At 65.1% G+C, this 14136-nt stretch carries 12 protein-coding genes; 3 read left to right on the top strand and 9 right to left on the bottom strand.

Annotation, left to right across the window (positions count from 1 at the left end; genetic code table 11):
• Positions 1-16 precede the first annotated feature (16 nt).
• The 6 genes from lepA to rpoE all read right to left on the bottom strand — a co-directional run bounded on the left by lepA (position 17) and on the right by rpoE (position 6894).
• Entirely contained in the window at positions 17-1834 is a 1818-nt protein-coding gene (gene lepA / locus NFH97_RS00480; RefSeq protein WP_045993482.1) for a translation elongation factor 4, read from the bottom strand.
• A 206-nt stretch (positions 1835-2040) separates the two neighbouring features.
• Positions 2041-3462: a DegQ family serine endoprotease gene (locus NFH97_RS00485; protein ID WP_349624209.1), complete on the bottom strand. Its 1422-nt coding sequence runs from the start codon at positions 3460-3462 to the stop codon at positions 2041-2043.
• 195 nt (positions 3463-3657) lie between these two features.
• Complete coding sequence (locus NFH97_RS00490) at positions 3658-4083, bottom strand: SoxR reducing system RseC family protein (RefSeq protein WP_108132700.1); 426 nt, start codon at positions 4081-4083, stop codon at positions 3658-3660.
• A complete protein-coding gene (locus NFH97_RS00495) occupies positions 4080-5183 on the bottom strand; it encodes a MucB/RseB C-terminal domain-containing protein (protein WP_349622459.1) in 1104 nt (367 codons plus the stop codon). Before NFH97_RS00495 ends, NFH97_RS00490 begins: the two co-directional genes overlap by 4 nt.
• 91 nt (positions 5184-5274) lie before the next feature.
• The gene (locus NFH97_RS00500) at positions 5275-6015 is read right to left on the bottom strand and encodes a sigma-E factor negative regulatory protein (protein ID WP_045993479.1); all 741 of its coding nucleotides are present in this window, start codon (positions 6013-6015) and stop codon (positions 5275-5277) included.
• A gap of 276 nt (positions 6016-6291) precedes the next feature.
• Positions 6292-6894 carry an RNA polymerase sigma factor RpoE gene (gene rpoE, locus NFH97_RS00505; RefSeq protein ID WP_045993478.1) on the bottom strand — a complete coding sequence of 201 codons (603 nt, stop codon included), beginning with the start codon at positions 6892-6894 and terminating at the stop codon, positions 6292-6294.
• A 301-nt stretch (positions 6895-7195) separates the two neighbouring features.
• On the opposite strand from rpoE, the gene NFH97_RS00510 reads away from it, so the two are divergent.
• Positions 7196-8269: a 3-deoxy-7-phosphoheptulonate synthase gene (locus NFH97_RS00510; RefSeq protein WP_045993477.1), complete on the top strand. Its 1074-nt coding sequence runs from the start codon at positions 7196-7198 to the stop codon at positions 8267-8269.
• 181 nt (positions 8270-8450) lie between these two features.
• On the opposite strand, the gene dinG is transcribed toward NFH97_RS00510, so the two are convergent.
• Both dinG and rhlB read right to left on the bottom strand, forming a co-directional pair.
• Complete coding sequence (dinG, locus tag NFH97_RS00515) at positions 8451-10598, bottom strand: ATP-dependent DNA helicase DinG (RefSeq protein ID WP_045993476.1); 2148 nt, start codon at positions 10596-10598, stop codon at positions 8451-8453.
• A 102-nt stretch (positions 10599-10700) separates the two neighbouring features.
• On the bottom strand, positions 10701-11975 hold the full coding sequence (gene rhlB / locus NFH97_RS00520; protein WP_124804378.1) for an ATP-dependent RNA helicase RhlB: 1275 nt from the start codon (positions 11973-11975) through the stop codon (positions 10701-10703).
• A gap of 213 nt (positions 11976-12188) precedes the next feature.
• Between rhlB and NFH97_RS00525 the strand changes: the two genes are divergently transcribed.
• Positions 12189-12452 carry a hypothetical protein gene (locus NFH97_RS00525; RefSeq protein WP_045993474.1) on the top strand — a complete coding sequence of 88 codons (264 nt, stop codon included), beginning with the start codon at positions 12189-12191 and terminating at the stop codon, positions 12450-12452.
• The gene (xthA, locus tag NFH97_RS00530) at positions 12452-13267 is read left to right on the top strand and encodes an exodeoxyribonuclease III (protein WP_349624210.1); all 816 of its coding nucleotides are present in this window, start codon (positions 12452-12454) and stop codon (positions 13265-13267) included. The genes NFH97_RS00525 and xthA overlap by 1 nt, the downstream gene beginning before the upstream one ends.
• A 148-nt stretch (positions 13268-13415) precedes the next feature.
• Here the strand turns inward: xthA and NFH97_RS00535 are convergent, their stop codons facing one another.
• Positions 13416-14069, bottom strand: a complete 654-nt coding sequence (locus tag NFH97_RS00535; protein WP_349624211.1) for an SCO family protein — start codon at positions 14067-14069, stop codon at positions 13416-13418.
• Positions 14070-14136 lie beyond the last annotated feature (67 nt).

Here is a 14136-nt window from a genome sequence, read left to right on the forward strand (position 1 = left end):
GACCGCCGCTGGGGCATCAGTCGTTCACCTTGAGCACGGCGAGGAAGGCGTCCTGAGGGATCTCCACGCGACCGACCTGCTTCATGCGCTTCTTGCCGGCCTTCTGCTTCTCGAGCAGCTTCTTCTTGCGGGTCATGTCGCCGCCGTAGCACTTGGCGGTCACGTTCTTGCGCAGCGCCTTGACCGTGGAACGGGCCACGACCTGGCCACCGATGGCGGCCTGGATCGCCACGTCGAACATCTGACGCGGGATCAGCTCTTTCATCTTCTCGACCAGCACACGACCACGGCTGTGGGCGTGATCGCGATGGATGATCACCGCCAGGGCATCGACCCGGTCGCCGTTGATCAGCACGTCGAGGCGTACCAGCTTGGCCGCCTCGAAGCGCTCGAAGTTGTACTCGAGCGAAGCATAGCCCTTGGAGATGGACTTGAGCCGGTCGAAGAAGTCCATGACGACTTCGCTCATCGGCAATTCGTAGGTCAGCTGGATCTGGCTACCCAGGAACAGCATGTCCTTCTGGGTGCCGCGACGCAGCTCGCACTCGCTGATGACGTTGCCGACGAATTCCTGGGGCACCAGGATGCTAGCGCGCACGATGGGCTCGCGCATCTCCTCGACGTCGGCCATGTCCGGCAGCTTGGACGGGTTGGAGACGTAGCTGACGTCACCGTTCTTCATCGCCAGTTCGTAGACCACCGTCGGCGCGGTGGTCAAAAGGTCCAGGTCGTACTCGCGTTCCAGACGCTCCTGCACGATCTCCATGTGCAGGGTGCCGAGGAAGCCGACGCGGAAACCGAAGCCCAGGGCGTCGGAGTTTTCCGGCTCGTAGTCCAGCGAAGCGTCGTTGAGCGCCAGCTTCTCGAGCGCATCGCGGAAGTCTTCGTAGTCGTCGGCGCTGACCGGGAACATGCCGGCGTAGACCTGGGGCTTGACCTTCTGGAAGCCCGGCAGGCGCTTGACGTCCGGCGTCTTGGCGTGGGAGATGGTATCCCCCACCGGAGCCCCCTGAATGTCCTTGATACCGGCCACCACGAAGCCCACTTCACCGGCGCGCAGGATGTCGGTCTCCTTGCGCAGCGGGGTGAAGATGCCGACCTCGTTGGCCTGCCAGTCACGTCCGGTGGACAGGATGCGAATCTTGTCGCCCTTCTTGAGCACGCCGTCGAAGATCCGTACCAGCGATACCACGCCCAGGTAGTTGTCGAACCAGGAGTCGATGATCAGCGCCTGCAGCGGCTTTTCGGGGTCGCCCTTGGGCGGCGGAATATCGCGCACCAGCCGCTCGAGCAGCGCATCGATGCCCAGACCACTCTTGGCCGATACCTGACAGGCGTCGGTGGCGTCGAGACCGATGATCTCCTCGACTTCGTGGGCGACCTTGTCGGGGTCGGCCTGGGGCAGGTCCATCTTGTTGAGCACCGGCAACACCTCGAGACCCTGCTCGATGGCGGTGTAGCAGTTGGCCACCGACTGGGCCTCGACACCCTGGGCGGCGTCCACGACCAGCAGTGCGCCCTCGCAGGCATACAGCGAGCGCGACACCTCGTAGGAGAAGTCGACGTGCCCCGGGGTATCGATGAAGTTGAGCTGGTAGGTCTCACCATCGTTGGCGTGGTAGTCCAGCGTCACCGACTGGGCCTTGATGGTGATGCCGCGCTCGCGTTCCAGATCCATGGAGTCCAGCACCTGATCCTTGAGCTCGCGCTCTGACAGGCCACCGCAACTCTGGATCAGGCGATCGGCCAGGGTGGACTTGCCATGGTCGATGTGAGCGATGATCGAGAAGTTACGTATATTATTGATTACCTTGCGGTTATCAGGATCAGACATGCAGGATGATTCCATCTTGAGAACGCACCGGACAGCGACAGGCTCGCCCTGCCCCGATGACGCGGAAAAAAAAGTTGGCGCTATTGTACCGGCATCCCCTGCCCCGCGCATCCCAAGCCGTTGCGGCGGCTCGATTCGATATCACAGGACGACAACGCCCGAGGGCCATGGCGGCCCTCGGGCGTCGTCGGTCAGCGGGACGCGCCTCAGTCGTCGGCCAGGCGCAGCGCCACGAACAACGAGCGGCCGTCACGGTACAGACGAACCGGCACCGCCTGATCGGCAGGCAGCTCACGCACCAGCTGGCTCAGCTGGCGACCGCTTTCCACCGCGACCTGGTTGACGCTGACGATGATATCGCCACGCCGGATGCCGGAAGCCGCCGCCACGCCACGCGGGTCGACGTCGCTGACCCGCACGCCGGCGTCGATGCCGTACTTGTCACGCTCGGCGTCGGACAGCGACTGCACCGCCAGACCCAGGCGTGCCGGCGACGCGCTGCCGGACGACTGACCGCTGCCACCGGCCAGCTCCTCGGGCCAGTCGCCAACGGTGACGCTGAGGGTCTTGCGATCCCCGGCGCGCAGCACGGTCAACTCGACCTCGCTGTCCGGAGCGACACGGCCGATCAACCGCGGCAGGTTGCTGGAGCGCTCCACCGTCTCGCCATTGACCGCGAGCACGATGTCACCGGCCTGGACGCCGTCACGCGCCGCCGGCCCGTCGGGATCGACGTCGGCGATCAGGGCACCCTCGGGGCGGTCCATGCCGAACGACTCGGCCAGGTCCTTGGACACCGGCTGAATCATCACACCGAGCCAGCCCCGGGTGACGTGACCTTCGCTTCGCAACTGGTCGGCGATGTCCATGGCGACATTGATCGGAATGGCGAAGGACAGCCCCATGAAGCCACCGCTACGGGTGAAGATCTGGGAGTTGATGCCGATCACCTCGCCGTCGAGGTTGAACAGCGGTCCGCCGGAGTTACCTGGGTTGATCGCCACGTCGGTCTGGATGAAGGGCACGTAGGCATCACGCGGCAGAGTGCGGTTGATCGCCGAGATGATGCCTGCGGTGACCGAGTGATCGAAGCCGAACGGCGAACCGATGGCGGCCACCCACTCCCCCACCTTGAGGTCGTCGGAGTCACCCAGGGATAGCGTCGGCAGATCGCTGGCATCGACCTTCAGTACCGCCACGTCGGTCTTCTCGTCGGCCCCGACCAGCTCGGCCTTGAGGTCACGACGGTCATTGAGGCGCACCATGATCTCGTCGGCGCCCTCCACCACGTGGGCGTTGGTCATGATGTAGCCGTCCGCGTCGATGACGAAGCCGGAGCCCAGCGACTGACGCTCCTCGGTGCGACCACCGCCTCCGCCGGGCGGTACCGGGAAGCGATCACCGAAGAAATGACGGAAGATGTCGGGGATTTCCTGGCCACCGAAATCGCCGAAGGGCGTGGAGTAGCCCTCGGTGTCCCGGGTCGTCGAGATGTTGACCACGCCGGGGGCGGCCTCTTCGACCAGTTCGGTAAAATCAGGAAGATCCCTGGCCAGACTGGATTGGGCGACAACCATTCCCACCACCAGCGTCATCCACATGGACAGGGTGCGAGTCATTGGCTTCATGCAAGGCTCCTGCGTAAGACTCAGATAGGACTCAGAGTGCATTTGACGCAACCTCGAGGGTCGCTTCTTGTAGTACCGTCACGCCGCCAAAAGGTTCAGTCATTAGCGGGCAAAATAACGCGACAAGGGCCCGCAAAGTGCTCGGGCACAGGGCTATCACAACAGGGCTATCACAACAGAGCTATCACAACGGGGCTAGAGCACCAAGGTCGGCCGATACGCCTCGGCGCGGCGGCGCAGATGCCGACGCAGCACCACGCCGCCGAGGGCCAGGCCCGCGATAAATACCAGCGGCAGTGACCAGTGATCCGGCGACTGGACGTTGACGGCAAGGGTCGCCCCCAGCGCCAGCCACAGCGGCAGGCCGTAGACCAGCACGCTGGCACGCACCAGGCTCGTCCGGGACAGGGCCAGGGTCACCGTCTGCCCGATGGCGGGACGCTGCTCGGTATCGATCTCGAGCTCACGCCGATCGTCGCTCCTGCGCAGCAGCCAACGCGCCCCGCAGCCGCCCCGAGCAGCGCAGCGCCCGCAGCCGCCGGTTGCCGCCAGCGCTACCCTGACCCCTGCGGTCGTCCAGCCCACCACTCGTGCCTCTGCGGTCGCGCAGTCGGTGCTCATGACGACGCTTCCTGGTGGACGTTGCTCACTGCCTCAGGGCGCGCACCATCGCTCACACCCTGCGACTGCCCCTCGGCCAGCTCAAGGGTTTCGGCCACCTTGACCAGCACGCTGGGGGGCAACTCGCCTACCGCCACCACCTGAAGCAACTGGCCTTCACGCTGCACTCGGCGCACCGCGGCGTGACTGGCACCCAGTCGATGGACACCCGGCCTTAGTACCCGTGAACCCGCTACCGGTTCGACGAACAGGCTGATGGTCGACAGGCCGTCGCTGTACAACTTGTGGCGGCGAGGCCCATCGCTGTCCGATGCCATCGCCATCAACGGCTGGGCAACAAAGCCGCGAGGCAGCCAGCCTGCGCGCCAGTCGAGCCTGGCCGAGGACGGCGGCCGGCGCAGCTCCACCTTGCCGTCGTAGCGTTCCGGCGGCGTCATCGCCACCAATTGGAAGGTATCCAGCACCTGGCCCCGCTCGTCGATCAGGGTGCGCTTCAAGGGGATGGCGGTCTCGCGGTCGAGCCAGATGCGATAGCCGTAGCGCATGGCGTCAAGCGGCAACAGTTCCAGACGGATCGCGTGACGATTGGCGATGCGCTCCTCGCCGTCGAAGCGCAGCCGATAGAAGCGTGACAGGTGCTCGACCAGCGCCTGGGGAGAGGCCGGCGCCGCCCCCTGGCTATCACCGAGCTCGAAGCGAAAGGCGCCCCCCTCTCGCAGCAGCGAGCGACTGGGGCCATCGAGGAAGTGGAGGCGATCGCGCTCGACGCCCTGCTGGATGTCGCGAGCCACCGACAGCGTCACTACTTCCTCATCGACGATGCGAACGGCGCGCGCCTGATACTGGTAGCAATGGGAAGCCCAGACACTGCGCTCGAACCAGTCTCCCGGAGACTCGGGAGGTGACAAGGCGGTCAAGGCGCTGCAGTCGTAGACGCTCTGGATACTATTCGGATCAGCTACCGAGTCAGCCGAGGCCTCGGCGTTCGCCGTTACGGCGTCGACACCAGGGTCGGCAACGGCCTGGGCGGGAAGAGAAAGACAGACAAGGGAAAGCGTCAGCCAGCCGGCCAACGCTGCAAGCGACCCCTGATGTGGCATAGAAATCATGTCCTGACAGGCACTGCTGAGAATGCGCTCGGCCCCACAGGGCCGAGCAGATCATTGCTATCTCGATGCCAGATCGATCACCTCAACGGGCTTCCGCCGGGGTGCTGCGCAGCATCGGCATCCAGTTGTCGGCACTGCTGAAGGCCGCCCCCTGGGCATGACGATCGAGGTACGACTGCAACAACTGGGCCTGCGCCTGGTCACTGACCCGCGACTGCTGGGCAGATGGCGACAGCATCATCGGAGAGGCCACCTGGGCGCCGACGGTCATCAGGCCATTGCTGGAGCCTGTGCCGGACTGAAACATCGGCAGATCCATCAGCGAAGGCCGAGACGCCGCTACGCTGGCGAGCTCTGCACCTGGCACGGCGGACGCTGTCTGTGCTGCGCCGCTATTTACGCCGCCGCTTACGCCACCCGCAGCCCCGCTGCTGGCCACACCGGCACCGGAACCGTCGATGGAGCCATCGAAGGCGCCGTTATAGAACTGAACCCCGCTGATCACCATCAACGAGACCGCCGCGGCAATACCGGCACCGCGTGCGAGCCCCATTCCGCCGCGCTTGGCGACCGCGCCGTCGGCGGGAGCCTCCATCTGCGGCGCAGGCTCATCCTCGAGGCGAGCCAGGATACCGGCGGACAGATCCACCGAGGGGTCACTATCGGTCTCGCGGCGCAGCGCGGCACGCATCAAATGGTAACGACGCCAGCTCTCGGCGCTGTCCTGGTCGCTCTCGAGCGACTTCAGCACTCGACGCAATTCCAGCTCGTCACCTTCATTGTCCATCAGGGCTGAAAGCGATTCCCGTGCGTTCAGACTCATTCTCCACACCTCATTTCGACGAAGCGTCGCGCCTCCAGCTCCATAGACCACCGGAGATGCGCCAGGTTCCGCCACCGATTCTCGGTTACTCGCCACCGGCTCGAGTGCCAGGTGACGACCGTCGTTGATTGTTGCATCGGGCCGGTCACTGGGTAAGACGCCCAATCTGGCGAACAGTTCATCCCAATTTGAAAAAAATGGGGAATTCGACAACCAACAGCTTCGCCCAGCCCCACCACGGCGCCCACGACCAGCTCACAGGCTCACGATAGCGAATCAGGAAAGTGACTCGGCGTTTCGCGAGGTCGTCATCAGCGGCTGAATATGTTGATCCACCGCCTCCCTGGCGCGAAAGATGCGCGAGCGCACGGTACCCACCGGGCACTGCATGATCTGGGCGATGTCTTCATAGGAAAGACCATCGAGTTCGCGCAGGGTAATGGCGGTGCGCAGGTCATCGGGAAGATTCTCGATCGCCTCGAATACCGCCGCCTCGAGCTGGTCCCTGGCGATGGACGCCTCCGGTGTCTCGATATCGGCCAGCCGGCCACTCATGTCGACGATCTCGGCGTCATTGATATCCAGATCGCTGCCCGGCGGACGACGCCCGCGGGACACCAGATGATTCTTGGCGGTGTTGATGGCGATGCGGTACATCCAGGTATAGAAGGCGCTCTCGGCGCGAAACTTGCCAAGCGCCCGGTAAGCCTTGATGAAGGCCTCCTGGGCCACGTCCTGCACCTCGGCGTGGTCGCTGATGTAGCGGCCGATCAGGCCCAGAATCTTGTGCTGGTACTTCTTGACCAGAAGGTCAAAGGCTCGGGTATCGCCCTTCTGCGCGCGCGCCACCAGCTGCTGGTCCGTTTCCTTGGGCGTCATGTCTCTCCTCCCCGACGATGTCGGGCTGACGACGCCGGACCCTCGGTCTGGCCCTTGGCAACAGGGTGCCACCTTTCGCCTGTCGGCGATGTATAGGTCATGGGTCTCGTCATGATAAAAGGCACAAGTGTTCCTGTTTCCTTGGCTCGCATCAAGCGTTCTCTGAGTGCATCTCTCGACGCCGCTCCGACATCGGGTGCGCGACAAGGTTCCCTCAGGCGATTGAATTTACCCCTCCCTCAAGGGATAGTAGAGCCACGCAGAAACGTCAGCGCTGACACGATACACACAGGTAGACCTCATGTCCGACAAGCAGGTGAACAACCTCAACGTCCTGGCCCAGGATGTTCTCGTCACTCCTGAGCAGTTGAAGCAGGAAATTCCTCTTTCTCCCGAGGCCGAGGCCACGGTGATCGAGGGCCGCAAGACCGTGCAGAACATCCTCGACGGCACCGATCCCAGGCTGCTGATGGTGGTGGGCCCCTGCTCGATCCACGATGTGGACGCCGCGCTGGACTACGCACGTCGCCTGCGCCGCCTGGCCGACGAGGTGAAGGACAGCCTGTACATCGTGATGCGCGTCTACTTCGAGAAGCCGCGCACCACCGTGGGCTGGAAGGGTCTGATCAACGACCCCCACCTGAACGGCTCCTTCGAGATCGAGGAAGGCCTGCACATCGCCCGTCGCCTGCTGGTGGAGCTCTCCGAGCTGGGCCTGCCGCTGGCCACCGAGGCACTCGACCCGATCTCGCCCCAGTATCTGCAGGACTGCATCAGCTGGTCGGCCATCGGCGCCCGCACCACCGAGTCCCAGACCCACCGCGAGATGTCCTCCGGCCTGTCATGCCCGGTGGGCTTCAAGAACGGCACCGACGGCAGCCTCGACGTGGCCGTCAATGCGCTGCAGTCGGTCGCTCACCCGCACAACTTCCTGGGCATCGACCAGCAGGGCCAGGTGGCGATCATCCGCACCCGCGGCAATGCCTACGCTCACGTGGTGCTGCGCGGTGGCAACGGCAAGCCGAACTACGACAGCGTCAGCGTAGCGCTGGCCGAGCAGGAACTGAAGAAGGCCGGGGTCAAGCCCAACATCATGATCGACTGCTCCCACGCCAACTCCAACAAGGACGCCGCCCTGCAGCCGCTGGTGCTCGACAACGTCACCCACCAGATTCTCGACGGCAACCGTTCGATCATCGGCCTGATGGTCGAGTCCAATATCGGCTGGGGCAACCAGAAGATCACCGAGGACCTGAGCGAAATGGCCTACGGCGTCTCCGTGACCGACGCCTGCATCGACTGGGACACCACCGTGGAGGCCTTCCGCAGCATGAACGAACGCCTGGCCCCGGAGCTGGCAAAGCGGGTGAATTGATTCGCCCCTGGTGCGGGGCAAGGGGCTGAAAGGCCCCGACGCCAGGCGCCAGCGACGCCGTCATCCCCAGCGCCAGCAACGCCTGCAGAAGCAACGCCCACGACAGCAAGGAGCCCGCCAAGTTGGCGGGCTCCTTGTTTTTGGCCGGTGTATCGCGCCTGCTCGCGAGGCGCGGCTTCCCTCAGCCGGCCTGGCTTACGCCGTCGATCTCGCGCACGAAGGGCGGCAAAGCGTCGAGCAGCGCGCGGCCGTAGCGGCGAGTCAGCACGCGGCGATCCAGCAAGGTGATGCGGCCACGGTCGGCCTCCTTGCGAATCAACCGACCACAGGCCTGGACCAGCTTGATCGAGGCATCCGGCACGCTGATGCGCATGAACGGGTTGCCGCCCTGGCTCTCGATCCATTCCGCCAGCGTCGCTCCCACCGGGTCGTCCGGCACGGCGAACGGCAGCCGCGTGATCACCACATGGGTCAGGTAGTCGCCGGGCAGGTCGATGCCCTCCGCGAAGCTCGCCAGACCGAACAGGATGCTGCCCTCGCCGGCGTCGATACGCTGGCGATGGCGGCTGACCAGCTCACGCTTGGGCAGACGGTCCTGGGCCAGCACTCGCTCTCGGCGCTCCCGCGACAGGGCCTTCTCCACCCCGCGCAGCTGGGCCCGGGACGAGAACAGCACCAGCACCGCTTCCTTGTCGTCGAGTGCCTCGACGAAGTCGACGATGGCGCGCTCGTGGCCGTCGCGGTCGGCGGGGTCCACCGCCTCCCGGGGCACGCTGAGCACCGCTCGGGAATAGTCGAAGGGACTCGGCAGACGCTGGTAGCGATAGCGGTTGGCCAGCCCCGCCCTCTCCTGCAGGCGCTCGAAACGACCCAGGGCGGTCAGGGTGGCCGAGGTCACCACGGCGCCGTGACAGCGCCCCCACAACGAACGCGCCAGGGTATGGGCCGCGGATACCGGACTGGCCGAGAAGATCAGCTCGGGCTCGCCCTGGAAGCGCTCCAGGGTCAGCCAGCGTGCCCGCGGCGGCGCGTCCGCCGGATCGCCCTCGGCAAAGGCCTGCCACAGGGCGTGGGCCTCCAGCGCCCGGCCGTGCAGCAGCGCCAGCAGCGGCAGCCAGGCCTCGGCCTGCTCCCGGGCAAGGCCGGTGGACTTCTCCGGGTCCAGGCTCTCGCGCAGGATGTCGGTCATCGACTCGAGCAGACGGCAGAGCTCGGCGAAGGGCACCACCAGCGCCTCGGCCTGGGCCCGGAGGGCCTCGGGCACACGCCCCATCTCGAAGCGGTGCTGGGCACCGTCCTCGTCGTCATTGAGCCCATGGGGCCGCTCGGCCAGCTGGTGGCCCAGCGCAAACACCTCGCCCAGGCGTGGCTCCAGCGCTTCCATCGCGGTGGGCAGTGCGCCCAGCAGTCGCGCCAGGGTCGGCTGCACGCCCAGGGCCGTATTCAACTCGGTCAGCGAGCCCCTGAGGTTTCTCAGCCAGCGCAGCCCGCCGCCCACGCTGAAGCGATGGGTGAAGTGGGAGATCGCCTTGTCCGGCAGGTGGTGGCCCTCGTCGAAGACGTAGATACAGTCGGCAGGGTCGGGCAGCACCAGGCCGCCGCCGAGCGCCAGATCCGCCAGCACCAGGTCATGGTTGGCGACGATGACGTCGGCCTGATCCAGGTCGCGCCGGGCACGAAAGAAGGCACAGGCACCGAAGTGCCCGCAGCGGCGATTGGTGCACTGGCGGTGATCCACCGTCAGTCGCCGCCAATGGCTATCGTCGATGGCCTCGCCCCAGCTGTCGCGATCCCCTTCCCAGCGACCGTTGCCGTAGGCGTCTCCCATGGCGGCCACCAGCGCCTTGAAGTCATCGCCGGTGGCGGCGTCCAGGCTCTGCTCGAACAGCGACAGGGTCGGGTTTTCCTCGGCGCCGTCCATGGCCGCGTCGAGCTTGGCCACGCACACATAGCGCCCGCGCCCCTTTGCCAGGGCAAAGTCGAAGGACAGTCCGCTGTGGGCCTTCAGCGACGGCAGGTCCTGGTGCAGCACCTGCTCCTGCAGCGCCACCGTGGCGGTGGCCAGCACCAGGCGCTTGCCGCGCGCCTTGGCCACCGGCAACGCTGCCAGCAGGTAGGCCAGGGTCTTGCCGGTACCTGTGCCCGCCTCCAGCACGCAGACGTGCTCGTCGCTCACCCGCTTGCCATCCTCGTCGGTCTCGATGCCGGCCAGGGTGCGGGAGATCTCGGCGATCATCAGCCGCTGGCCGTAGCGCGGGGTCAGCTCCAGCGCCTCCAGCACCCGACGATAGGCGCTTTGAATCTCGCTCTTGAGGGCGTCGTCTAGCATGGCGGGTCCACGACAATTGAGAAAAAGGACAAGGGGGAGAGACGCAAAGGGCCGGCGCTGGGCCGGCCCTGACTGCGTACAAGCGTCAAACGCCTGACGGGCTTACAGAAGCCCTTCCGGAGGATGCTCACAGGGCAGCTTGTCGCCGATGAAGCGCTCGATCTCGGGCAGCGAGAAAGCGTCTTCTTCACCCACGAAGCTGATCGACACGCCCTTGGCGCCGGCACGGCCGGTGCGCCCGATGCGGTGGACGTAGTCCTCCGGATCCTCGGGCAGGGTGTAGTTGATCACGTGGCTGACGTCCTCGATATGGATGCCACGGCCGGCCACGTCGGTGGCCACCAGCACCTGAATCTCGCCCTCGCGGAACTGCTCCAGGGTGCGGATGCGCTGGTTCTGCGGCACATCGCCGGACAGCATGGCCACATTGATGTCGGCCTTCTTCAGCAGATCCAGCAGCTTGCGCACCAGATCGCGGCGATTGCCGAACACCATCACCCGGTCGAACGACTCCTGCTGCAGCAGGTTGACCAGCAGTCGCTGCTTGTCTTCGTCGCCCACCATGTACACCCGCTGATCGATATCGGCGGCGTTATCCACGGTGACCGCGATCTCGACGTGGGCCGGCTGATGGGTCCACTGGCTGGCCAGGTTGAGGATGTCCTCGGTGAAGGTCGCGGAGAACAGGAAGGTCTGCCGCTCTTCGGTCTTCGGCGTGTAGCGGATGATGCGCTTGACGTCGGGAATGAAGCCCATCGACAGCATGCGATCGGCCTCGTCCAGCACCAGCACCTCGACCTGACCGAGGTCGATGTCTCGCTTCTGCTGGAAGTCCAGAAGGCGGCCCGGAGTGGCCACCAGGATATCGACGTTGCCGGCAAGCCCCTCGCGCTGCTTCTGGTAGTCCATGCCACCGACGACGCTAGTCACCTTGAGCGAGGTGAAGCGCGCCAGGGCCTTGGCGTCCTTCTCGATCTGCAAGGCAAGCTCGCGGGTCGGCGCCACGATCAGTGCGCGCGGCGTCCCCGGCTTCTGGCCATCCGGCACCTCCTCCTCGAGGAAGTAGGCCATCATGGAGATCAGGAAGGCGGCGGTCTTGCCGGTACCGGTCTGGGCCTTGCCCACCACGTCTCCACCCATCAGGGTGTGGGTGAGGGCCTCGGCCTGAATCGGCGTGCAGTACTCGAACCCGAGCGCATGGATGGCGCGCATCAGCGGCAGCGGCAGATCGAAGTCGTGGAACCGCCACTTGCCCGCCACGGCGGGCACCTGAAACTGGCGCAGATCCCAGTTGGACTGGCGGCGCCTCGGCTTGCGGCGACGACGCTTGGGCTTGCGGCTCTCGGCCGGTGCGGTGGTCTGTTCCGACTCGCTCATAGGCTGTGCTGTGTGTCCGTCTCGAAGAGAAGTTGAAGGAAAGCGGAAAGCATCGAGGCAACGGCACAGGGCCCCTCGAGTTTCCTCAAGCCGGGTATTGTACCAGCGTCTGGCCGTTTGGGCTTGCCCGATGCGCATCGAATCGTGTCTGGCGGCTGTCCTGGCGGCCCCGCACTGATAGAATGTGCCCATTGAATACAGGAGCCCCGCGTCATGACACGCCGCAAGAAGACCCGTTCCCTGGCCGACAAGGTGACCATCCGTACCGGTCGGCGCAAGGACTACAAGCAGTGGCGCCACGAAAATCCCGATGAGGTCACCTCGTCACGGCGCTTCTCCGCCAAGAAGCGCCAGCAGCGCAAGGCCCAGGCCGCGCGCCGGCTGGAGCGCATGCGCGCCGCCCCGTCGATCGAGATTCACCCCGAAGGCAAGGGGCCGGACAGCAGTAACAGCGATAGCAACAAGGGAGAGCAGTAATGCGCCTGGTGTGCTTCAACATCAACGGCATCCGCGCACGCCTGCACCAGCTCGAGGCGCTGATCGCCTCCCACCAGCCCGACCTGATCGGGCTGCAGGAAACCAAGGTCCAGGACAGTGAATTCCCCCGCGAGGCGGTGGAAGCCATGGGCTATCAGGTGCACTTCCATGGCCAGAAGGGTCACTACGGCGTCGCCATGCTGACCCGCGAGGCGCCGGAAGAGGTTCGCTACGGCTTTCCTGACGACGGTGAAGACGCCCAGCGCCGCATGATCGGCGTGCGTCTGCGCGCCGCCGACGGCGAGCCTGTATGGGTCTACAACGGCTATTTCCCCCAGGGCGAGAACATCGAGCACCCGACCAAGTTTCCCCACAAGCGCGCCTTCTACGCCCAGCTCCAGCGCCTGCTCGACGAGGACCACTCCCCCAGCGAACGCCTGGCCGTGATGGGCGACTTCAACATCTCGCCCGCCGACATCGATATCGGCATCGGCGAGGCCAGCCGCAAGCGCTGGCTGCGCGAAGGCAAGACCAGCTTTCAGCCGATCGAGCGCGAATGGCTGGATGGCATCAAGGCCTGGGGCCTCGAGGACAGCTATCGCCGCCTCTACCCCGAGGTGGACGATCGCTTCAGCTGGTTCGACTATCGCTCGAAGGGCTTCGATCGCGAACCCAAGCGGGGCCTTCGCATCGACCATATCCTGACCACGGCATCGCTGTCCGAGCGCGTCACCGACGCCGGCATCGACTACGACCTGCGCGCCATGGAAAAACCCTCGGACCACGCCCCGGTGTGGACCGAACTGAATCTTTAGAACTTCACAACACCACGCGCGGCACCAGAGACTGCATCAAGCTGCCACGCAGCGAGGCGTGAAGGCGCGTTACCATCGAGACGCGAAAGGGCCACTTCAGGTGGCCCTTTGCTTTTCCAGCTGCATTTTTGCAAGAAGATGGGGACCTCTACCCCTTCTCCACCAGCCTTCGGATGTCTGCGGCGATGGAGTCCACCGGGTCGGTGTCACGCATCAACAGACGGGCGTCGCCGCCAGAATCGAAGGCGAAGATGGCGCTGGAATGATCGACGTCGTAGCTGCCGTCGGCCTCGGGTTCGCCTAGACGATAGCTGACGCGGTAGCGGTTGGTGACCGCGTCGAGGGCCGCCTTGTCGCCGGTCAGGCCGATAAAGCGCGGCCCAAAGGCTTCGGTATAGGCGTCGAGCACCTCGGGGCTGTCGCGCTCGGGATCCACCGAGACGAACAGCACCCGGACGGCGTCTCTAGTCGGCTCGTCGAGTTCACGAATCGCCGCTGACAAGCGCGCCAGCGCGGTGGGACAGACGTCCGGGCAGTGGGTGAAGCCGAAGTAGACCAGGGTCGTCTTGCCGGCGTAGTCACCCTCATCGACCTGCTGGCCGTTCTCGTCGATCAGCTCGAAGTCCAGCGCCGGCATGGCGTCGGAGATGTCGGTGCCACGCCAGTTGACGTCCTCGCAGCCGGCAAGGGCAAAAAGCGCAGCCGTCAGCAGCAGTGCCGCACCAGCCTTGGCGACTGCCTGGCTCGCACCAGCTCCCCTTCTCTTCACCTTGCCATTGCCGCCGGTCCTGCCCTGTCGCATTGCCAACCTCGTAGCTTTCATTTCATGGGCCGTTATCTCGGCTCTACTTTGCAGCCCCTGCTCCCGA

This window comes from Halomonas sp. SCS19, from assembly GCF_040147015.1.
GTDB lineage: Bacteria > Pseudomonadota > Gammaproteobacteria > Pseudomonadales > Halomonadaceae > Halomonas > Halomonas litopenaei.